The 20,832-nt window shown below is 67.9% G+C and carries 22 protein-coding genes; 10 read left to right on the top strand and 12 right to left on the bottom strand.

The window, feature by feature from the left end; genetic code table 11:
• Positions 1-156 precede the first annotated feature (156 nt).
• The gene (gene rpmG / locus SL003B_RS09325) at positions 157-324 is read left to right on the top strand and encodes a 50S ribosomal protein L33 (RefSeq protein WP_013652586.1); all 168 of its coding nucleotides are present in this window, start codon (positions 157-159) and stop codon (positions 322-324) included.
• Positions 325-856: 532 nt separating this feature from the next.
• Here rpmG and SL003B_RS09320 read toward each other — a convergent pair.
• Positions 857-1,228, bottom strand: a complete 372-nt coding sequence (locus SL003B_RS09320) for a response regulator (protein WP_013652585.1) — start codon at positions 1,226-1,228, stop codon at positions 857-859.
• Between the two features lie 167 nt (positions 1,229-1,395).
• Between SL003B_RS09320 and SL003B_RS09315 the strand changes: the two genes are divergently transcribed.
• Genes SL003B_RS09315 through SL003B_RS09305 form a run of 3 tightly spaced genes read left to right on the top strand, consistent with a single transcriptional unit; the run spans position 1,396 to position 3,686 of the window.
• Positions 1,396-1,671, top strand: coding sequence for a DUF3572 domain-containing protein (locus SL003B_RS09315; protein WP_148259282.1), 276 nt, complete (start codon positions 1,396-1,398; stop codon positions 1,669-1,671).
• A complete protein-coding gene (locus SL003B_RS09310; RefSeq protein ID WP_041375467.1) occupies positions 1,664-2,335 on the top strand; it encodes a hypothetical protein in 672 nt (223 codons plus the stop codon). The genes SL003B_RS09315 and SL003B_RS09310 overlap by 8 nt, the downstream gene beginning before the upstream one ends.
• 25 nt (positions 2,336-2,360) lie before the next feature.
• Positions 2,361-3,686 (top strand): DNA polymerase IV, encoded by a 1,326-nt coding sequence (locus SL003B_RS09305; RefSeq protein WP_013652582.1) that lies wholly within the window; start codon positions 2,361-2,363, stop codon positions 3,684-3,686.
• Between the two features lie 14 nt (positions 3,687-3,700).
• Here SL003B_RS09305 and SL003B_RS09300 read toward each other — a convergent pair whose 3' ends face one another.
• Entirely contained in the window at positions 3,701-4,552 is an 852-nt protein-coding gene (locus tag SL003B_RS09300) for a cell envelope integrity EipB family protein (RefSeq protein ID WP_013652581.1), read from the bottom strand.
• Between the two features lie 229 nt (positions 4,553-4,781).
• On the opposite strand from SL003B_RS09300, the gene SL003B_RS09295 reads away from it, so the two are divergent.
• From SL003B_RS09295 to SL003B_RS09285, 3 genes are all read left to right on the top strand, one after another.
• A complete protein-coding gene (locus SL003B_RS09295) occupies positions 4,782-5,246 on the top strand; it encodes a RidA family protein (RefSeq protein WP_013652580.1) in 465 nt (154 codons plus the stop codon).
• Positions 5,247-5,282: 36 nt separating this feature from the next.
• The gene (locus tag SL003B_RS09290) at positions 5,283-6,044 is read left to right on the top strand and encodes a glycerophosphodiester phosphodiesterase family protein (protein ID WP_013652579.1); all 762 of its coding nucleotides are present in this window, start codon (positions 5,283-5,285) and stop codon (positions 6,042-6,044) included.
• Positions 6,045-6,144: 100 nt separating this feature from the next.
• Positions 6,145-7,410, top strand: coding sequence for a GNAT family N-acetyltransferase (locus SL003B_RS09285; RefSeq protein WP_013652578.1), 1,266 nt, complete (start codon positions 6,145-6,147; stop codon positions 7,408-7,410).
• 81 nt (positions 7,411-7,491) lie between these two features.
• On the opposite strand, the gene SL003B_RS09280 is transcribed toward SL003B_RS09285, so the two are convergent.
• Both SL003B_RS09280 and SL003B_RS09275 read right to left on the bottom strand, forming a co-directional pair.
• The gene (locus tag SL003B_RS09280) at positions 7,492-8,511 is read right to left on the bottom strand and encodes a hypothetical protein (protein ID WP_148259281.1); all 1,020 of its coding nucleotides are present in this window, start codon (positions 8,509-8,511) and stop codon (positions 7,492-7,494) included.
• Positions 8,512-8,667: 156 nt separating this feature from the next.
• Positions 8,668-9,876, bottom strand: coding sequence for a hypothetical protein (locus SL003B_RS09275; RefSeq protein ID WP_013652576.1), 1,209 nt, complete (start codon positions 9,874-9,876; stop codon positions 8,668-8,670).
• Positions 9,877-10,185: 309 nt separating this feature from the next.
• Here SL003B_RS09275 and SL003B_RS09270 point away from each other — a divergent pair, with 309 nt between their 5' ends.
• On the top strand, positions 10,186-10,629 hold the full coding sequence (locus SL003B_RS09270; RefSeq protein WP_013652575.1) for an HIT family protein: 444 nt from the start codon (positions 10,186-10,188) through the stop codon (positions 10,627-10,629).
• 105 nt (positions 10,630-10,734) lie between these two features.
• Here the strand turns inward: SL003B_RS09270 and SL003B_RS09265 are convergent, their stop codons facing one another.
• The 6 genes from SL003B_RS09265 to SL003B_RS09240 all read right to left on the bottom strand — a co-directional run bounded on the left by SL003B_RS09265 (position 10,735) and on the right by SL003B_RS09240 (position 16,488).
• Positions 10,735-11,391 (bottom strand): glutathione S-transferase family protein, encoded by a 657-nt coding sequence (locus SL003B_RS09265; RefSeq protein WP_013652574.1) that lies wholly within the window; start codon positions 11,389-11,391, stop codon positions 10,735-10,737.
• A gap of 70 nt (positions 11,392-11,461) precedes the next feature.
• Complete coding sequence (locus SL003B_RS09260; protein WP_013652573.1) at positions 11,462-11,809, bottom strand: AzlD domain-containing protein; 348 nt, start codon at positions 11,807-11,809, stop codon at positions 11,462-11,464.
• Positions 11,806-12,555, bottom strand: coding sequence for an AzlC family ABC transporter permease (locus SL003B_RS09255; RefSeq protein ID WP_013652572.1), 750 nt, complete (start codon positions 12,553-12,555; stop codon positions 11,806-11,808). The genes SL003B_RS09260 and SL003B_RS09255 overlap by 4 nt, the downstream gene beginning before the upstream one ends.
• Before the next feature lie 160 nt (positions 12,556-12,715).
• Positions 12,716-15,157, bottom strand: coding sequence for an ATP-dependent Clp protease ATP-binding subunit ClpA (gene clpA / locus SL003B_RS09250; protein ID WP_013652571.1), 2,442 nt, complete (start codon positions 15,155-15,157; stop codon positions 12,716-12,718).
• 12 nt (positions 15,158-15,169) lie between these two features.
• Positions 15,170-15,499: an ATP-dependent Clp protease adapter ClpS gene (clpS, locus tag SL003B_RS09245; protein ID WP_013652570.1), complete on the bottom strand. Its 330-nt coding sequence runs from the start codon at positions 15,497-15,499 to the stop codon at positions 15,170-15,172.
• A 656-nt stretch (positions 15,500-16,155) separates the two neighbouring features.
• Complete coding sequence (locus SL003B_RS09240) at positions 16,156-16,488, bottom strand: phasin family protein (protein ID WP_041375991.1); 333 nt, start codon at positions 16,486-16,488, stop codon at positions 16,156-16,158.
• 337 nt (positions 16,489-16,825) lie between these two features.
• Between SL003B_RS09240 and SL003B_RS09235 the strand changes: the two genes are divergently transcribed.
• Positions 16,826-18,286: a D-alanyl-D-alanine carboxypeptidase gene (locus SL003B_RS09235; protein ID WP_013652568.1), complete on the top strand. Its 1,461-nt coding sequence runs from the start codon at positions 16,826-16,828 to the stop codon at positions 18,284-18,286.
• A gap of 16 nt (positions 18,287-18,302) precedes the next feature.
• Here SL003B_RS09235 and SL003B_RS23975 read toward each other — a convergent pair whose 3' ends face one another.
• Positions 18,303-19,001 (bottom strand): DnaJ domain-containing protein, encoded by a 699-nt coding sequence (locus SL003B_RS23975; RefSeq protein WP_013652567.1) that lies wholly within the window; start codon positions 18,999-19,001, stop codon positions 18,303-18,305.
• A gap of 3 nt (positions 19,002-19,004) precedes the next feature.
• A complete protein-coding gene (locus SL003B_RS09225; protein ID WP_242390359.1) occupies positions 19,005-19,751 on the bottom strand; it encodes a vWA domain-containing protein in 747 nt (248 codons plus the stop codon).
• A gap of 153 nt (positions 19,752-19,904) precedes the next feature.
• On the opposite strand from SL003B_RS09225, the gene panC reads away from it, so the two are divergent.
• Positions 19,905-20,765, top strand: coding sequence for a pantoate--beta-alanine ligase (gene panC, locus SL003B_RS09220; RefSeq protein ID WP_013652565.1), 861 nt, complete (start codon positions 19,905-19,907; stop codon positions 20,763-20,765).
• Positions 20,766-20,832: the final 67 nt, after the last annotated feature.

The raw sequence follows: 20,832 nt of genomic DNA, 5'->3' as shown, positions 1-20,832 counted from the left end.
TCGGCAAAATCGCCCCGTTCCGCCGAGGCCGCTTGACTTTGGTCCGCTTATGAGTAGGGTGCGCTCTGATTTCCGTACAGCGGAGCGGACGCGCGGGCGCCAGGATCCTGGCCGCAAACAGCGTTTGCCAACCAGACCAAGACAGGATCGAAGGCCATGGCCAAGGCGACCACCATCAAGATCAAGCTGCTGTCCACGGCGGATACCGGCTATTTCTACGTGACCAAGAAGAACTCCCGCACCATGACAGAGAAGATGGTGCAGCGGAAGTACGACCCGATCGCGAAGAAGCACGTCGAGTTCAAGGAAGCCAAGATCAAGTAAGCTTGATCCTTCCGGTATGACCGGTCAGGAAGGGCGCCGCTTCGGCGCCCTTTTTCGTTGCCTTTTCACTGCCCCGTCCCGGCTTCGGTCTCCCGCCGGAGAGCGCCTACCCGGCAAGACAACGGCCGTTGCCGGCGATGGCGCGAAAGAAGGGGGGCGAAGGACGGGAAGAGGCGGCCGGCGGGAAGCGAACGACACGAGGAGGCCACTCTTCGGCTCCCTTCCTCGCCGGCCTACCCCACGGACCCAGGAGATGCGGCGGACCTGAGCGCTCCGTAGGGATTTCTGTGCAAAACATTGCAACATGATCGTTTTGCAATCGGATTGAAGCTTCCGATTGCGCGATCACACTATCCAAGTGGTGCGGGAAATCAACACCGCAAGGCCTTTGTGCGCAAACTCTATACGAAATTAGTAAATCCGTAACGTTAACATTTGGCCATCTTGGCGCGGGGCGCCACAGACGGCGCCACAACCGGCCGGCTTGCCCCCAAATCCGCCCTTGGGCCCTGGCCCGAGAACCTGGCAGACCTCAGCCTTCGCCGAGGTAGGAGCGCACCGTCTCCAGGAACTTCGCCACCGAGATCGGCTTGGAAATATAAGCCTCGCAGCCGCCCTGGCGTATGCGTTCCTCGTCGCCCTTCATGGCGAAGGCGGTCACCGCGATGACCGGAATGGTGCACAGGTCGTCGTCTTCCTTGATCCACTTGGTCACCTCCAGGCCCGACACCTCGGGCAGCTGGATGTCCATCAGGATCAGGTCGGGACGGTGCGCGCGGGCGAGTTCAAGGGCTTCGATGCCGGTCCGCGTCTGGAGCGTATTGTAGCCGTGGGCTTCCAAGAGGTCGTGAAAGAGCTTCATGTTGAGCTCGTTGTCTTCCACGATCAGCACGGTCTTCGCCATGAGAACTGCCTCGGCCGCATGGGGCCTGTTTGATTGCTGGCGGCCGGACATGCGCCTCCGTCGCGCGACGCTGGCGCCCGTCCCCACTCCGCATTAGTTATGGTGATCGTAGCGTGGAATCGTTTCGGAAAGGCAAAAATGCAATGCTGGGCGGCAACGGCAAGTCCATGACTGTTGAAAAGGCCGAGGAAATCGCGACAGAAGCGCTCCTGCACCTGACCCGCGACCCGGATCAGGTCGGCCGCTTCCTCGCCGTCTCCGGCATCGGCCCTGAATCGATTCGCACCGCTGCCAGCGAGCCCGGCTTCCTTGCCGGCGTCCTTGAGTTCCTGATGACTGACGAGGCCCTTCTGTTGGCCTATTGCGAGAATGCCGGCGTGCGGCCGACCATGATCGCCGCCGCCCGCTTCGTGCTCGCCGGCGACCCGGCCGACCATGTCTGACCTGCACGCACCGGACCGCCATGTGGTCGAGCAGATCGCGGCCCTGCCCCGCACCGACCGGCCGCTGCTTGTCTGCGACGTCGACGAAGTGGTCTTCCACATGGCGTCGCATTTCGAAACCTACCTCGCAGAGCGCGGCTTCGCCTTCCTGAGCCATTCCTATCACCTGACCGGCAACATCGCCGCCATCGGCGAGACCGCACCGCTCGGCCGGGACGAGGTGCGCCGCCTCATCCACGGTTTCTTCGACGCCGAAAGCGGCCGCCAGACCGTCGTCCAGGGCGCCAGCGCCGCGCTGGCCCGCCTGTCGCGCGACTGGCAGGTCGTGTTCCTGACCAATCTGCCCGGCGCCCACAACAAGCCGGCGCGCGAGCGCCTGCTTGCCGACCACGGCATGCCCTATCCGGTGGTCACCAATTCCGGCCCCAAGGGCGGCGCCGTCTCAGCGCTCGCCGCCGGCGCCAGGGGCCCCCTGGTGTTCATCGACGACAGCCCGCTCAACCTGCGTTCGGTCGCCGCCGCCCTGCCGGCTGCGACCCTGGTCCAGTTCATCGCGGACGCCCGCTTCCGTGCCATGGCCGAGCCGCTGGCGGAGGTCGCTCTGGTGACCGGCGATTGGGACCAGACAGCCGCCTTCATCGAGGCTATCCTGTTGCCCGGCTGATCCTGCAGCGGACCACGGGTCGTCCATGACCGAAAACCCGGGCGGCACGCCCGCCCATCCCTTGCCGCTTTGCCGCGACTGCGGTGCCCGCGCGCCTGCCCGCCGCGACCGCTGCGCGCGCTGCGGCAGCCCACGCCTCGTCGCCCATCCCGAACTCGACCGGCTGGCCATCGCCCATATCGACTGCGACGCCTTCTTCGCCGCCATCGAGAAACGCGACAACCCGCAGCTCCGGGATCTTCCAGTCATCGTCGGCGGCGGCCGGCGTGGCGTCGTCTCCACCTGCTGCTACATCGCGCGCATCCACGGCGTGCGCTCCGCCATGCCCATGTTCAAGGCGCTCGAAGCCTGTCCGGACGCGGTCGTCATCAAACCCAACCTGGCCAAGTATTCCGAGGTCGGACGCCAGGTGCGCGAACGCATGCTCGCCCTCACGCCATTGGTCGAGCCGGTGTCGATCGACGAGGCGTTCCTCGACCTGACTGGCACCCAAAGGCTGCACCGCGCCTCCCCTGCCGAGACGCTTGCGGCTTTCGCGCGCGCACTGGAGGCAGACCTCGGCATCTCCGCCTCCATCGGCCTTGCACCCAACAAGTTCCTCGCCAAGATCGCCTCGGACCTCGACAAGCCGCGCGGCTTTTCCGTCATCGGAGCCGCCGAGGCCAGGGCCTTTCTCGCCGAACGGCCGGTCGGCATCATCTGGGGTATCGGCAAGGTGTTCCAGGCGAAGCTCGCCGCCGACGGCATCCGCACCATCGGACAGCTGCAGGCAATGGACCCGACCGACCTCCTGCGCCGCTACGGCGCCCTGGGCCAGCGGCTCGCCCGGCTAGCGACCGGCGCGGACGACCGTCCCGTCTCGCCCGATCGGGGCGCCAAGAGCATCAGCGCCGAGACGACGTTCGACACCGACATCGCCGGCCTCGACCGCTTGCGGCCGATCCTGCGCGAACTGTCGGAAAAGGTGTCGCAGCGGCTGAAGCGGGCCGGGCTCGGCGGCCGCACCGTGACGCTCAAGCTGAAGACGGCCGATTTCCGGATCCTCACTCGCTCGCGCCAACTCGCCGATCCGACGCAGCTTGCCGACCGCATCTTCCGCGCCGGCGATGACCTGCTTGGCCCCGAGGCGGACGGCCGCCGCTTCCGCCTGATCGGAATCGGTGTCGGCGAGCTTGCCGATGCCGGCAGCGCCGATCCCGGTGACCTTCTCGATGCCGGAGCTGGTCGCCGCGCCAGGGCCGAGCAGGCGATGGACAAGGTGCGCGACCGGTTCGGCACCGAGGCGGTGGAACTCGGTCTGGTCCATGCCTCGCGGGCGCGCCGCACGCCTGGCCGGCCCGACGAGGCGTGACGATCGCGGCAGGCCTACCTGCGGCAGTCGTTCGCGTCGAAGACCACCAGGTCCTTCATCTCCCCGATGATCTTGAAGTCGCCGTAGTCGAGCACGAGCCGGCGGCTGATGCCGTTCTCGTAGAGCAGGAAGCTCAGCTGGTAGACGGGCATGGCTTCGCCGGTGAGGTCCTGCGCCGGATCGAAATAGGCGACCGTGACCGGCCAGGGCATGCCGGCACCGATCCTCGCAACGGCCTCCGCGTCGTCGCCGCCCAGATCCTGGGTGCTCAGGCGGGAGCCGATAACGGCGGTGGTCGCATAGACCTTGTCGCCCGTCTCCGAGCCGTCGAAGATATCCGCCTCCAGGAAGCTCTGCCCGTTCTTGGCCGCCTCGATCACCGCCATCAGGTGCTCGGTTGGAAAATAGATGTCGCCGGCAAGGTCGACCGTCCGCTTCGACGGCACCGACAGGTCGACCGCGATGCCGCCGTCCTCCTCCGCGGCCGCGCCGCGGGTCTCTTCCGACAGCTCCTGATCGACATAGGTGGTGGTCAGGAACTGGTAGAGTCCGTTCGCCGGTTCCTCGAACGACGTGGTGCGCAGGTCCGTGACCTGCGTGCCGCCGTCGGTGTCCTGGAACCGGGTCACGAACCGGAACGAGACGGTGTAGCCCTCGCAGGCGTCGCCGGAAAACTCGTAGACCATGCGGCCGGAAATGCCGGCGATGTTGGCCTTCTCGCTGACCTCTCCGAGCCTCATGTCGTAGACCGCGCGGTGCGAGGCCAGCGGGCCGGCCTGGACCGGCACGCTCCACAGCGCGCTGCCGGCGCCGCACAGAAGGGTCGCCACGGCCAGTGCCCGCAAGGGCCCTGCAAGTCCTGCCATCAACACAAGCTCCCGTCGGTCGGATGCGCTGCCGTCATCGGTTCGACATCAGTCCTATCATATTACGACCGCGCGATGGCAGCCCCCATCTTGGCTGGCCGGACCCGAGGGGTTTGCCCTTGCCCGCCTGCCGGATTTGCGACATGACTTGCCGACCTGCCATTGCCGGGCCACCGCTGCCGTGCCGCCCTGCCGCCCTGCCGTCCTGCCATCGAACGAGGATGACGCCATGACCGACACGATCGACTCCCGCCTCGCAGCCCTCGGCGTCGTCCTGCCGAGCCCCGCCGCACCCGCCGCGAACTACGTTCCCTGCGTGACGACGGGCAACCTGCTGTTCGTCTCCGGACAACTGCCGATCGGCGCCAAGGGCATCGAGGTCGTCGGCAAGCTCGGCGCCGGCGTCTCGAGCGACGACGGCCGCGCCGCCGCGCGCCTGTGCGCCATCAACGTTCTCGCCCAGGCCCGGGCCGCCCTCGGCGACCTCGAGCGCATCGTCCGGGTGGTCAAGCTGGTCGGCTTCGTCAACTGCACTGGCGACTTCGCCGACCAGCCCAAGGTCGTCAACGGCGCCTCGGATTTCCTCGTCGACGCGCTCGGCGAGCGGGGCCGCCACGCCCGCTCCGCCGTCGGTGTCGCCTCGCTGCCCTTCGGCGCCGCCGTCGAGGTCGAGGCGATCCTCGAGATCGCCTGACCGCCACCTGCTCCCGCCCGACCGGAAACCCGTTCCATGACCGACCTTTCCTGGCTGGTTGCCCGCCCGATCGCCCACCGCGGCTATCACGACGCGGCAGCCGGCGTCATCGAGAACACGCCCTCCGCCGTCGCCGCCGCCGTCGAGCGCGGCTTCTCCATCGAGGTCGACCTGCAGGAAACCGCCGATGGCCGGGCGCTGGTGTTCCACGACCACACGCTCGACCGGCTGGCCGAGGCGCAAGGTCCGGTCGTCGCCCGCAGCGCCGCCGAACTCGTCCGCGTCCCGATGCGCACGGGCTCCGACAGGCTCTGGCTGCTGGAGGACCTGTTCGACCTGGTCGACGGTCGCGTCACGCTGGTGGTCGAGATCAAGACCCTGATGACCCGCGCCGGGCAGCAGGATTTCGTCCGCCGCATCGCCGACCTCGGCCGCGCCTACAAGGGCCCGGTCGCCTTCAAGTCCTTCGATCCGGACATGGTCGGCCAGTTGCGCGCCCATGCGCCGGATCTTGTGCGCGGCCAGGTCGCCGACGCCACCCCCAACGAGCACGAGTACCGCCGGATGACGCGCATGGACCGCTTCATCCAGCGCCATCTCCTGCACGCGGTCCGCACCCGACCGCATTTCGTCTCCTACTGCTTCCGCGACCTGCCCGCCCCCGGCCCCGCCGTGCTGCGCGCGCTGTTCGGCCGGCCGGTCATGGCCTGGACCGTGCGCAGCCCCGCCGACCGCGCGCAAGCCCTGCGCCACGCCGACCAGATCGTCTTCGAGGGCTTCGACCCGGACGCGTCGTGATCGCGTCCGCCGGCGCGCCGGCACGGCCCCTTGCGCGTCCCCGAAGGTGCCCTAAACTCTCGTGCATGCTCTCCTCCGACAGCAGCCCGTCCCGCGCCCCATGACCGCCGATCACCCGCCCGGGGAAACCACCGCCCGCCTGCGCATCCTGTCCTCGCTGGCGGAGATCGAGCCCGCCGTCTGGGACGGCCTTGCCAATCCCGGCTGGACGCTTGACGCCGGCGGCCGGCTGCAGCGCCAGGAGACGCTTGAATCGGCTTTTCAAGACGATGAATCACTTTCTCCGCAAATGCCGTTCAACCCCTTCATCACGCACGCTTTTCTGAGCGCCTTGGAGGAATCCGGCTGCGCTGTGGCACGCACCGGCTGGCTTGCCCGCCATCTCGTCCTTGAAGACGCCGCCGGCCGCGCGCTTGGCGCCGTGCCGGCCTATCTGAAGAGCCATTCGCAGGGCGAATACGTGTTCGACCACGGCTGGGCCGACGCCTTTCACCGCGCCGGCGGCGAGTATTACCCCAAGCTCCAGGTGTCGGTGCCCTTCACCCCGGCCACCGGCCGCCGCTTCCTCGTCGCCCCGCACATCGACCGCCAGAGCGGCATGGCCGCCCTCGCTTCGGGCCTGGTCGAACTGTGCCGCCAGACCCGCGCCTCCTCGGTCCATGCCACCTTCCTGACCGAGCCGGAATGGACCGCGCTCGGCGACCTCGGCTACCTGCTGCGCACCGACCAGCAGTTCCACTGGGAGAACCGCGGCTATGCCGATTTCGACGCCTTCCTCGCCGACCTCGCCTCGCGCAAGCGCAAGGCCATCCGCAAGGAGCGCAAGGAGGCCCTCGCCGCCGACATCGCCATCGATTGGGTGACCGGCAGCGACCTCACCGAGGCGCATTGGGACGCCTTCCACGCCTTCTACATGGACACGGGGTCGCGCAAGTGGGGCCGGCCCTATCTCAACCGTACCTTCTTCTCGCTGCTCGGCGAGCGGCTGGCCGACCGGGTGCTGCTGGTGATGGCCAGGCGCAACGGGCGCTACATCGCCGGGGCACTCAACCTGATCGGCTCCGACACGCTGTTCGGGCGCAACTGGGGCTGCCTGGAGCAGCATCCCTTCCTGCATTTCGAAGTCTGCTACTACCAGGCCATCGACTTCGCCATCGACCGCGGCCTTGCCCGCGTCGAGGCCGGCGCCCAGGGCGCCCACAAGCTCGCCCGCGGCTATCTGCCAACGCTCACCCGCTCGGCGCACTGGATCGCCCATCCGGGTCTGCGCACCGCCGTCGCCGACTACCTGGCGGACGAACGCGCGGCTATCGACCGCGAGCAGGCGACTATCGTCGAGGAGCTCTCGCCCTTCCGCCGCACCTGAAGGTTCGCGGCCAAGCGCCTGGCGCGACTCGTCTTTCGCAGTCCGCCGCGCCCCATCCACCTGACCTATCACCCTGGCCCGTCACCGGACCTCGTTTGCCGCTGCCTGGTGGATCGCGGCGAATGGCAGGTATTCGAGCTGCCTCAAGGCGTAGCCGGAAGCGGTCTGCGCATAGCGCACCGAGATCGCGAAATCGGCCGTCGCCGCCGATGTCAGGAAAACTGTCGCATGGCCCTCCCCCGCGACGAAGGCGACCGGCGCCAGCGCGTCCATCAGGCGCGGATTGATCCGTGACAGCGCATCGCGCATCGGCCCGCTCGTGTCCCCGGCCTCGGCGAGTGGTCCGGCAAAGCCCTGCGTCCGCACGCTGCGCAACAGCCCCGCGACGGCCGCCCGCAGCTGCGCCAGACGCGGATCCTCTCCCGTCGTCGGCACGGCGAGCGCTTTCAGCCGCATCTGCGCCTCGTAGAGCCTGACGGCAACGATCGGCGCGACGTAGCGGCGATACGCCCTGCCGTCCTCGATGCCGAGCCCGCGGCGCCAGCCGGCGATCGCGTCCCCGGCAAAGCGGCGTTCGAGGGCGGACACGGTGGCGACGACGGCTTGCGCCAATGCCTCCGGCCGGTACTGTGCCCCGCGCAGCCACAGCGGCTGCGGATCGATCTCGGCGTCGGCCGCGCGCACCAGGTCGCCGGGCACCCATTCGGCCTCGGCGATCCGCTTCCCGTCCCAGACGGTGAACAGCGCCGTGTCGACGAAAGGATTGTAGAAGACCACGAGCCTGCGCTCGGAAGCGAGCCCCTCGACGGTGAACACCGAGGTCCCGAGCAGGGTGCGCCAGCCGGCGCTGCCGCTGCCGGCCTCGTCCATCTCCTCGGCGATGGCGTCGAGTTGCCTGCGTCCGCTGCGCGTGGTCAGGCTCCGGATCGCCGCCTTGGGATCGGAGATCATGGCGTCGCGAAACCTCAGCACGTGCTGAAATGCCGTGACCTCGGCGAGCGTCGGTCGGTCTGCGTCGGCCATCGCCGGCGAGGAACCAGGAGCGATTGCGCCGGCCAGCCAGAAGAGTGCAGCCATCGCGAACGATGTGACGATCTTCAAGGCTCGCATCCTTCTTTCTCCACCGCTTCACCGGTCGCCGCCAGATGCCGGCTCAGGCCGTCCAGGTCCTCCTGCTCGCGCGCATGGGCGCCATGCGCCCAACACAACAACACGACGAAAAGGCCGGACCGGATCGTTGAGGACCGGGGCATGGGCCTACTCCACCTTGCCCCAGGGCGCTGTGAACGTGGTCTGCTGCATTCGATTCTCCCAAGACTGCTCGCATGATCCGCGGGTCTCCAGGATCTCGAGCGAGCCCGGCGAAATCGTGCCGGATACCGTGTCTGCAGTGAAGAGAAAGAGGAAAGGATGGGTTTCGCGGACGACATAGCCGCATCGCCTGTCATTGTCGCGATGGACCCAGATCATCGTGCCCTCGATCCGGTTGACCCCGACCGTACCGCGCGCGGTATGGGTCGTGTGAACGACACCTGGATAGACCGTCTCGAAGGTCGCGGCGCCATCCGTGATCTCCCAGACCTGCGGACCTAGACTGAACTTGCGCACGCCGGCCAGGACGTTGCCGGTCGTCTGCGCGACATTCGGCTCCACGTCCGGCGGCAGGACACGCGGCAACCCGCCCGGTCCGACAAGCTCGGTCTCGCCGCCGCCGAAGTCGCGGCCGACCGCATGCAGCGCCTCCCAGCGCGGCAGCAGGTCGGCAGCCGCCTTGGCGCGCAGGAACTCCTGCCGCGCCTGCCGGGCCTGACTCAGCGGGTCGGTGTCGAACAGGCACGACAGGCCGGCGTCGACGCCCTGCCCGACCGCCTCCTTGACGTAGAGGTCGTAGCCCGTGGCGGCGATGTAGCCGCCAGCCACCTTGCCGATGGCGCCGCCGACCATGCCGCCGAAGGCCGTGCCGACCACCGGGATGAACGACCCCAGCGTCGCCCCCACCCCGCTGCCGATCGCTCCGAACAGCGCCACCCCTCCGCCGACCGCCTGGACCGACACGGCGATGTTCACCGCGTTGCTGGTCGCCCCCCGATAGTCGCCCTCGATCCCCGGCGCCATCACCGAGGTGATCACGTCCGAGACCATGAAGGCATGCGGCGCCACCTTGTAGGGCAGGCTCGCCTTCGTCGCCGCCGAGGCCCTGCGCCAGGGATCGAGCGCAGCATTGGCCCGCCGCGCCAGGTCCCGCTTCTGGCTGCCCGTGCCCGCGCCCGCGAAGGAATTCTTGCCGAGATTGGTCAGCGTCTCGCCGACCTCGCCGAACCGCGCAGCCGCCTCGCCGCTCGCCGCCAGATGCCGGCTCAGGCTGTCCAGGTCGTCCTGCTCGAGCGCATAGGCGCGCGCCCCGAAGGCTGCGGTGGAGAGAACGAGAACCACCGAAGCGACGGCGGAAAGCGGAAGGCGAGACATGAGCGGGCCTGCAGCCGAGCGTGGACACCAGCCAAGCGAAGACCTGTTTCGACGCGGCGGCAATGCGCTGGATCAATCCGCCACCCGCTTGCCACCTGCTTGAACATCCCGGGCCAAGCGATTCGTTCGACTCGCCTTTTGCCGACAGCTGACTCACCACATGAACTGCGGCGAGCGCATGCGCCATGCCACGGGCGGTCGCTTTGTCGACGCGAACCGCAATGGGATCTTGAATGCGAACGCCGATTGTGGTGCCAAGAGACGGATGACGCCCGCACCCGTCGCGGGACTGCCGAACCGGAGACACCCATGCCGATTGCCGCCCCTGCCCCTTACGACGACCAGAACGTGTTCGCCAGGATCCTGCGGGGCGAACTGCCCAGCCACAAGGTCTACGAAGACGATGCCACCATCGTGATCATGGACATCATGCCGCGCGGCGACGGCCACGTGCTGGTCATCCCGAAGGCGCCGTCGCGCAACATCCTCGACATCGCGCCGGCCGACCTGTCCGCCGTCATGGCCACCGTGCAGAAAACCGCCCGCGCGGTCGTGAAGGCCTTCGATGCCGACGGCACGACCATCCAGCAGTTTTCCGAAACCGCCGGCGGTCAGGTCGTGTTCCACACCCACGTCCACGTCATCCCGCGCTTCGAGGGCGTCAAGCTGAAGCCCCACACCGGCGAGATGGCCGACCAGGCCGTCCTCGCCGACCAGGCCGACAGGATCCGCGCCGCCTTCGCCGCGCTTTGAACCTGTGCCGGGTTGCGGTGAACGCGACTCGTCGCACCCCGGTCAGGCCCATGCGGCGCCGGAGCGGAGAGAACCCGGATCGGCCGCGATTTTCGACGTCCGACCTTAAGAAGCCGGTCGGACCGCTGCGGCGGCCTCGTGTTCGGCGGCGAGCGCCGCGTCTTCCTCCCCCACCTTGGCGAAGCTCGGCCGGGCCGCGACGCGCTTGACGTAGTCGGCAAAGGCGGACCCGTTGGGCACGAGACCGAACATCATCGTCCAATGCAGCGCGACGGCCCACAGGACATCTGCGGCCGTGTAGCGCGCGCCGAGGAGATAAGGGCCGCGCTTGAGCTGTGCTTCCAGCAGCCCGATCACGTCCTCATAGGTGCCGTAGGCCGACCGGCTGGCCGGCGCCGGCTCGCGCTGCATCGACCGGTCGGTCACCGCCGGCTCGAAGCAGGAGCCGTAGAAGGCGATCCAGCGCAGGTAGGGCCCGCGCAGCGGATCGCCGATCGCCGGAGCGAGCCCCGCCTGCGGGAACAGGTCCGCCAGGTAGATGGTGATCGCCACCTGTTCGGTGACGAGCGCGTCGCCGTGACGGATCGCCGGCACCTTGCCGAGCGGATTGACCTGAAGATAGGCAGGGGCGCGGTTCTCGCCCGCCTTCATGTTGAGCACGTGCAGCCGGTAGGGCGCGCCCAGTTCCTCCAGCAGGATGCGCGTGCCGGTCGCCCGCGTCTGCGGCGAATAGTAGAGAACGATCTCGTCCTGGATTGCCATGCCTCGTCTTCTCCCGCTCACTCGGTCCGCAGCCCGGATCATACGCCATGCTGGCGCTCGCCGCAGTCGTCTAAAGTCCGAGCAGCAGCCAGCCGCCGATCAGCACGGCTTCGGCGGCGAGCACGCCGGCGACCACCTGCTGGCGCAGGGCGAAGAAGGCGGCCATGCCTGCCGCCGCCGCCCCCAGGCGCAGTGCGAGCGGCGTGCTGTCCAGCGCGCCGGCGGGAAACAGGATCAGCTTGGAGATCACCCCGGCGACCAGCGCCGTGGCGACCGAGCGTACCCAGACCAGCATCTCGCTGTCCTCGCGCAACCTCCCGCTGGCCAGCACGCCGAGCCAGCGCCAGACGTCGGTGGCGAGCCAGCCGGCGACCACGATCATGACATAGGGCCACCACCAGACGTCGGCGCCGCTCATCGCCAGCCTCTGCGCGCCACGCGCGTCGCGCCATAGGCGAGCGTGCCGGCCGCCAGGCCGGTCCACAGCAGGTCGAGGCCGGGCAGCAGGGCGTAGAATACCGGTCCGAGCAGCACCCCGGCGACCATCGCCGCCTTGTCCGCCGACACCCGTGCCGCCCCCCACAGCGAACACAGGAAATAGACCGGCGTGAGCAGGAACAGCGCGGCGGCCACCAGCGCCGGCATGCGCTCGATCAGCAGGTAGGCGACGCCGGTGACGCAGAACACGAATCCGGTCAGGCTCGACGCGAAACCGAGGAAGAACGGCAGCCGCCCGGCCCGCGGCAGCTCCGGCAGGGTGCGCATGGCATGGACCCAGGCGGTCACGGCGACGAAATGCGAGGCGACGAGCAGCTGCCAGCGCCGCGTGCGCCCCTCGTCGCGCAGCAGCGGCAGCAGCGCCATGGTCATCGGCATCAGCCGCACGGAGGCGAGCGCCACGGCGATCGCCGCCGGCACAAGGCCCATGCCGGCCGACAGCGCGCCGGTCAGCACGACGATCGACGGTAACGCCCAGATCAGCCCGGTCATCGCCAGCGTCTCACCGAGGCTGAGCCCGCTCTCGCGCGCCAGCCCCGCGTAGCCGATGAAGGCGGCGGTCAGGATCAGCGCCGGGATCGACACCGCCGCGCGCATGCCGCGCAGCGCCCACAGGCGCGCGCTGTCCCGCTCCGGCGCGGGCAAGGCGGGATCGTCGCGAAGCATGGCACCTCCTGCAGGGAGCGGAGCCGGATCGGGCAGCCTGAAAGACGTGCCGGCGAAGGGGAGCGAGATACGCCGGCCGGTCCCCTTTCCTAACAGGCGCCCGGCGAAATGCAAAACGGCATCCCGCGGGATGCCGTTCGCGCGTGCGGTCGACGCGGCCTCAGTCGGCCAGCGGCACCTTCGGCACCAGGCTCTTCTTGCTGCCCGGCTTGCCGCTTGCCGCCTTGGGGACCGGCGCGGCCTCGGCCTCGGCCCTGGCCGCCAGCTTGCGCCGGCGCTTGGGCTTTGCCGCCTTCGCCTTCGGCTTGACCGGCACCATCGGCTTGTCCTCGACGCTCTCCAGCAGCAGGCCGGCCTTGTCCTCGCTGACCGACACCTTGACCGTGCCGCCCTTCTTCAGCTTGCCGAACAGCACCTCGTCGGCGAGCGGCCGCTTGATGTGCTCCTGGATCACGCGGCCGAGCGGGCGGGCGCCCATCTGGGCGTCGTAGCCCTTGTCGGCGAGCCACTTGACCGCGTCCTCGGTCAGCTCGAAGGTCACGCCGCGGTCGGCCAGCTGCGCCTCCAGCTGCATAACGAACTTCTCGACCACCTGGTAGACCACCTCCATCGGCAGGTTGCCGAACGGGATGATCGCGTCGAGGCGGTTACGGAACTCGGGCGTGAACAGCTTGTTGATCGCCTCCGCGTCGTCGCCCTCGCGCCGGACCTGGCTGAAGCCGATCGGCGCCCTGGCCATGTCGGCCGCGCCCGCATTGGTGGTCATGATCAGGATCACGTTGCGGAAGTCGACCTGCTTGCCGTTGTGGTCGGTCAGTTTGCCGTGGTCCATCACCTGCAGCAGGATATTGAAGAGGTCGGGATGCGCCTTCTCGATCTCGTCGAGCAGCAGCACGCAATGCGGATGCTGGTCGACGCCGTCGGTCAGGAGCCCGCCCTGGTCGAAGCCGACATAGCCCGGCGGCGCGCCGATCAGCCGCGACACCGTGTGGCGTTCCATGTATTCCGACATGTCGAAGCGGATCAGCTCCACGCCGAGCGAGGAGGCCAGCTGGCGCGCCACCTCGGTCTTGCCGACGCCGGTCGGGCCGGAGAACAGGTAGCTGCCGATCGGCTTGTCCGGCTCGCGCAGGCCGGCCCGTGCCAGCTTGATCGCCGAGGCCAGCGTGTCGATCGCCTTGTCCTGGCCGTAGACCACCCGCTTCAGTTCGTCGCCGAGATGCGACAGAACCTGCGCGTCGTCCTTGGACACCGTCTTGGGCGGGATGCGCGCCATGGTCGCGATCGTCGTCTCGATCTCCTTGACGCCGATGGTCTTGCGCCGCCGGCCTTCCGGCAGCAGCATCTGGGAGGCCCCGGTCTCGTCGAGCACGTCGATCGCCTTGTCCGGCAGCTTGCGGTCGTTGATGTATTTCGCCGACAGCTCGACCGCCGTCTTGATCGCGTCGTTGGTGTAGCGGACCTTGTGGAAGTCCTCGAAATAGGGCTTCAGGCCCTTGAGGATCTCGATCGCGTCGGGCACCGACGGCTCGTTGACGTCGATCTTCTGGAACCGGCGCACCAGCGCCCGGTCCTTCTCGAAGAACTGCCGGTATTCCTTGTAGGTGGTCGAGCCGATGCAGCGGATCGCGCCGGAGGCGAGCGCCGGCTTCAAGAGGTTGGAGGCGTCCATCGCCCCGCCCGAGGTCGCGCCGGCGCCGATCACCGTGTGGATCTCGTCGATGAACATCACCGCGCCGGGATACTCCTCGATCTCCTTGACGACCTGCTTCAGCCGCTCCTCGAAGTCGCCGCGATAGCGCGTGCCGGCCAGCAGCGCACCCATGTCGAGCGCGAAGATGGTGGCGTCCTTGAGCACCTCCGGCACGTCGCCCTTGACGATCCGCCGCGCCAGGCCTTCCGCGATCGCGGTCTTGCCGACACCCGGATCGCCGACGAACAGAGGATTGTTCTTGGAGCGCCGGCACAGGATCTGGATCGTGCGCGCGATCTCGCTGTCGCGCCCGATCAGCGGGTCGATCTTGCCCTTGGTGGCCTTCTCGTTGAGGTTGACGCAGTAGGCTTCCAGCGCATCGGTCTTCTTCTTCGGCTTGGCTTCCACGTCCTCGGGCATGGCCGTATCGTCCTCGACCCCCTGCACCGGCCGCGCCTCCGACAGACCCGGACGCTTCGCGATCCCGTGCGAGATGTAGTTCACAGCGTCGTAGCGGGTCATGTCCTGCTCTTGCAGGAAATAGGCCGCGTGGCTCTCGCGCTCGGCGAAGATCGCCACGAGCACGTTCGCCCCGGTCACTTCCTCGCGCCCCGACGACTGGACATGGATCACCGCGCGCTGGATCACCCGCTGGAACCCGGCCGTCGGCTTGGAGTCCTCCTCGCCGTTGGTCACCAGGTTCTCCAGTTCGGTATCGATGTAATCGACGAGGTTCCGCTTCAGCACGTCGAGGTCGACGTTGCAGGCGCGCATCACCGCAGCCGCGTCCTGGTCGTCGATCAGGGCGAGCAGGAGATGCTCCAGGGTGGCGTATTCCTGCTGGCGCTCGTTGGCGAAGGCCAGCGCCTGGTGCAGGGCCTTCTCAAGGCTTCGGGAGAATGACGGCACGTGTGCGATCCCTCACTTTTTCTCCATCACGCATTGCAGCGGATGCTGATGCTTGCGGGCAAAATCCATCACCTGGGTCACCTTGGTCTCGGCCACCTCGTAGGTGTAGACGCCACATTCGCCGACGCCGTGGTGGTGGACGTGCAGCATGATCCGCGTCGCCTCCTCCCGGTTCTTCTGGAAGAAGCGCTCGACCACATGGATGACGAACTCCATCGGGGTGTAATCGTCGTTCAGCAACAGCACCCGATAGAGGTTCGGACGTTTGGTGACCGTCCTGGTCTTCGGGACGACGACTGTTCCTGCGTCTGCATCTTCGTCCCGGCGCGACCCGTTTGCCATGCCTGTGCTCATTTGCCTCGAATTCAGATTCCGCCCCGACTCTAACAACGGCCTTTCGCCAACGGAAGCCTCGTCCCCGTCCCCGTACAGGGTTTCCTGTCCGCGGACGCCCGGTCGGCGGATGGCCTCCCGAACACCCGCCCGACCGTGAAACAATCCTGACGCGGCCCGGCCTCGGGCGCAATGGCCTGTTTTGGTGATCGACTTCAAATCGACGGACGGCGTGCGACGGCTTCCGTTTCATGTAGGTCGCGATCCGGATTTTGAAAGGTCAACCGTGAGCGAGGCTGGACCGGGGCGCGGCGGTTGGCCGCACGCGCTGCCAGCCGGCGCGCGCGCCCGAGCTCAGCGTGCCGACACGCCCGCAGCCTCTCTGGCGTCATTCCGGCCAAGCGGAGCGCGAGCCGGAACCGGAGAGCCACCGTGTCGATGATGTCGATGAAGGAGACCGGGAGCCCCCGGCTCGCCGATCCCGCATCTGCGCTTCGCTGCCTGCGGGATGACCGGACCACGGGCTTGGTCGGCAGCCTCGACGTGGCTTGGTCGGGCCGGGCATGAGGCAGGCGTCGCCGCCGCCCGAAAAGCAAAAAGCCCGGCTCGCGTGAGCCGGGCATCGGTGCTGACCTTTCGACGCCGCGCGAACCGCGCAGGCGGTCTTACTTGGCCATCTTGCCGAGCATGCCTTCGTAGGGCTTGTAGACGTCCTTGGCGAGGTCCGTGTACATTTCGCCGATCTTGGTCATTTCGCCGACCATGCCTTCGTAGAAGGTCTTGAAGTACTCGGTCTGCGCTTCGAACGCCTTGTCGAGGGACTTCGCTGCGACGATCTTCTCGATCGCTGCGGTGCCTTCCTCGAAGGACTTCTTCTGGTAGTCGGCGACTTCGGCGGCGATCGCCTGGAAGCCCTTGCTCATGTTGCCGGCCGTCTGCATGGCAAGGTCCATGTTGTCCTTGCCCAGCTTCTGGAATTCGTCGAGATTGTTCATCATGTCCATCCCTCGCTGTTATGGTGCCTCCACAGGAGGACCGCGCTCAATCCACCGATTGGCGAGTGACCGCATCATCACGCACCGCACAAAAAATGTCAATAACTTTTTTGCACTGCAATATAAACCGGACGCAATAATTGCACCGTCTTAAGGTTCATGACCCCTTAAAACGCGAACGGCTTTACTCATTCGTAACCGCGTTTCTAGCACAGTGTCTGTGACGGGATGAATGGGACGGGTAGCCGCACGGCCAGGACGAACCGTGCCCATCCCCGCGAGAAAAGGTTGTAAGCCCCCCCCCAGGATGGGAACGATGGGAACAGTGAGTGTGTCTGGTATGCGTAGCCTCGTTTCGGTGTGGACCCTTCCCAGGATTGCGAAAGCGCTTCTGCTGATAGGCTTGTTCGCCTCGCTGCCCTCGATCGCGCAGGCCAACGCTAAATATGCCGGCATCGTCGTCGATGCCAAGACCGGCAAGACCCTCTATGCCGCCTCAGCCGACGAGCCGCGCTACCCGGCCTCGCTGACCAAGATCATGACGCTCTACGTCGTGTTCGAGGAACTGGAAGCCCGGCGGCTGTCGCTCGACACGCCGCTCAAGGTGTCCGCCTACGCCGCCGGCCAGCCGCCGTCCAAGATCGGCCTCAAGCCGGGCTCGACGATCTCGGTCAAGGATGCCATCCTCGCCTTGATCACCAAGTCGGCCAACGACGTCGCGGTGGTGGTCGCCGAGAACATCGGCGGCTCCGAGGCCCGCTTCGCCGAGCGCATGACCCGCACCGCCCGCCAGATCGGCATGACCCGCACTACCTTCCGCAACCCGCACGGACTGCCCAACTCCGGCCAGCGCACCACCGCCCGCGACATGGCCCAGCTCGGCCGCGCGATCCAGGAGCGGTTTCCGAGCTACTACGGCTATTTCAAGACACGCTCCTTCGCCTATCGCGGTCGCACCTACGGCAACCACAACAAGCTGCTCGGCCATGTCGCCGGCGTCGATGGCATCAAGACCGGCTTCATCCGCGCGTCCGGCTTCAACCTGGTCACCTCGGTCAATCGCGACGGCCGTCACGTCGTCGCCGTCGTCATGGGCGGCCAGACCGGCCGTTCGCGCGATGCCCAGATGGTCAAGCTGATCAACGAGCATCTGCCCAAGGCGAGCCGCGGTCCGCGCACCGCGCCCGCGCTGGTCGCCCGCCCGGCAGCGCCCGGCTCGGGCCAGGCATCGCGCCCGACGGGGGGCGGCTTCGTCGCCGCCAGCCTCGGCAAGGCGCCGCTGCCGCCGGTCAAGCCGCAACTCGTTGCCGGCACGCCGGAACCGGCGACCGGCGACCCCGTCGTCCTGACCACCGGCTCTATTTCCATGCCGCGCGTCGCCGCCGCCTTCGAAGTCTTCGAGGTACCTGTTCCGGTCGCCGCACCGCAGCCGGCGGTCGCAGCTCCGGTCCCGACCTCCTCGCCGCTGGCCCCGTCTGCCGTCGCCGATGCCGATGCGGCGGCCGACGAGCCGACTACGGTCACCGTCGCCACCAACAACACCGCCGATCGCGCCTCCGGCTGGCAGGTGCAGATCGCGGCCGCCGAGAGCGAACTCGAGGCGATCCGCCTGCTCAAGAAGGCCCGTGCGGCGACCGGATCGGCGCTGCGCAGCCGCGAGCCCTATACCGAACCGGTCCAGACCAACGGTCAGACCCTGTACCGCGCGCGCTTCGTCGGCTTCGGCGACAAGACCGCCGCCATGAATGCCTGCAAGTCCCTCAAGCGGGCGAAGTTCGCCTGCTATGCCGTCTATCAGTAACGCGTAACGGATGGTTTCAATGTCTTCCGAGAAGCCTCTCTTTAGCCTCGTTGAGTTTCGCCGCCAGGAAGGCGGTCCCGCCATGGTCGGGATGGAGCCGCTTCATAAGCCGGCGGTGCGCCGCTCGGATTTCCGCTTCGCCGGCGCCGGGCGCAAGCCCCAGGACCTGGTAGGCCTCCTCATCTGTCATGGCGCCCGTGCCCGCCGGGCCGCCCTGCCCGTCTGCGCCATCCGCCTGGAAGTCTTCACGCCATCCGGGCAGCCGGCGGTCGAGATAAGCTTCGAGTAGCGCCCGGCTCTCCGCGTCCCGGACCGCTTCCCCCCACAAGGCCTTCAGGTCCTCGACCTGGAGGCCTTCCAGCATCTGCCCCTCGAACCGGCCCGCCAGCACGCGCCCGCTCATCTCGCCGCTGTCGTGATCGAGCTCCATCTCCAGCAGCGCGGAGCGGACCCGTGATCGCTGCCCGGCGCTCGGCTGGCCGCCCCGGCGCGATCCGGACCCGCCCAGGCCAAACAGCGACAGGGCGAAGATCGCCACCGGCATCGCCAGAGCCCAGCGCCCCGTCAGGACGAGCACCAGCGCCCCGCCCAGCAGCGCGACGCCGCTTGCGGTGCGCAGCCGGCGGACCAGATCGGCGGGATTGGCCTTGACGAAGCTTTGCGCCGCCCAAATCGCCAGCGCCACCACCGCAATGCCGAGGACAAGATAGATCATCGGTTACTTCATCTGCTCGATCAGCGGCCGCGCGCCGGCGCCACCCCGTTTCTCAAGCGCCGCCAGCGCCGCCCGCCCGCCGGCCGCATAGGCGGCCACCGCCTTGAGCAGGTCGCCGAGTTCCTTCGCCGATGCCGAATTGAACGGACAATAGGCGCCCTTGGTCAGCCGGGCGATCTCCCGGAAGGCCGCTTCCGCGTCCCGGTCCCCGCCCTCCTGGAACAGGAACGCCGGCACGCCGAGCAGCCCTAGTTCGCCTGCCCGCGCACACAGCTCGTCGACGTTCTCCTCCATGCAGTCGCCGACATAGACGAGCGCCTGGACCTTCTGCTTGCGGGTCTCCTCGATGGCGCAGGACAGCACCTTGCGAATCTGCGTATGGCCGCCCCGGCAGTCGATGCGGGTCATCAACTCGGCCAGACGGCGCGCGTCGCCGACCCATTTCGACGCCCGGCACTCGCCGAAGCCCCGGAAATACACCAGCTTGACGTCGAGCCCGCCGATCCGGCCGGCCTCCTCGAACATGTCCGCCTGCAGGGCACAGGCGCGGTCCCAGGTCGGCTGCCGGCTCATGGTTGCGTCGAGCGCAAAGATCAGACGTCCGCGCCCGCCCGCCGGCTGCACGGCCCTGGCCGTGGACAGGAAGGCATCGATCTCCGTCCGGCTGGACGGCACGTCCGCGACCGCGCGGGGATCGGTCTTGTCAGGCGTTCGGCTGGCGTTCGACATCGCTCCTCTGGGTCTCGCCATTCTGGAATCGTTGCCCATAGTGTGGGGTGCGCAGCCGACGAAACAAGGCGAAATGCCATTTGGCCGCCCCGGCTGTCAAAGCGGCGGAGATCTGCTAGACATCGCACCGCACAACGACGCGGCCGCCGCAGCCGCGTCCGGGGGAGGACCGCAATGACCGAGAGAGGCACGACAGGGCCCCAGATCCACCGCACCGTCGCCGACCTGCGCCGCGCCCTTGCCGCCGAGCGTACCGGCGGCCGGCGCATCGCCCTGGTGCCGACCATGGGTGCCCTGCACGAGGGGCATCTGTCGCTGGTGCGCAAGGGCTTCGCGCTCGCCGACGCCGTCGTCGTGTCGATCTTCGTCAACCCGACCCAGTTCGCACCGCACGAGGATTTCGACGCCTATCCGCGCACCGAGGCGAGCGACGTGGACAAGCTCGCCGCCTTCGGCGTCGGTCACGTCTTCGCTCCCAGCGCCCGCGAGATGTATCCGGACGGCTTCTGCACCGCCGTCAGTCTCGGCGGCCCCGCCCTCGGCCTGGAGACCGACTTCCGGCCGCACTTCTTCTCCGGGGTCGCCGTCGTCGTCGCCAAGCTTCTGCTCGCCGTCCTGCCCGACGTCGCCGTCTTCGGCGAGAAGGATTATCAGCAACTCCTGGTGATCCGGCAGCTCGTGCGCGACCTCAACATGCCCGTCGAGATCGTCGGCGCGCCGACCCTGCGCGAGACCGACGGCCTCGCCATGTCGTCCCGCAACGCCTATCTCGATCCCCAGGCCCGCCGAACCGCGGCGACCCTCTACGCCACCCTCGCCGACACCGCCGCCCGCCTGGCCGCCGATCCGGGCGATCTGGCCGCGCTGGACGACGGCTGCCGCCGTCTGGAGCAGGCCGGCTTCCGGGTCGACTACCTCGCCTTGCGCGATGCGGCCACGCTCGCCCCGCTCGAGGCGGCCTCCGACCGCCCCCGCCGCCTGCTGGTCGCCGCCTGGCTCGGCCAGACGCGGCTGATCGACAACATTCCGGCCTAGGGTCACCAGTCTCCGCCAATCTTCGCCAGCCTTCGGCTGGTCTCAGGCCGGTTTCCGGCGCCTCTCC

This window comes from Polymorphum gilvum SL003B-26A1 (assembly GCF_000192745.1).
GTDB lineage: Bacteria > Pseudomonadota > Alphaproteobacteria > Rhizobiales > Stappiaceae > Polymorphum > Polymorphum gilvum.
Note: the sequence above shows the minus strand (reverse complement) of the source record. Positions and strands in the feature narration are given on the sequence as shown.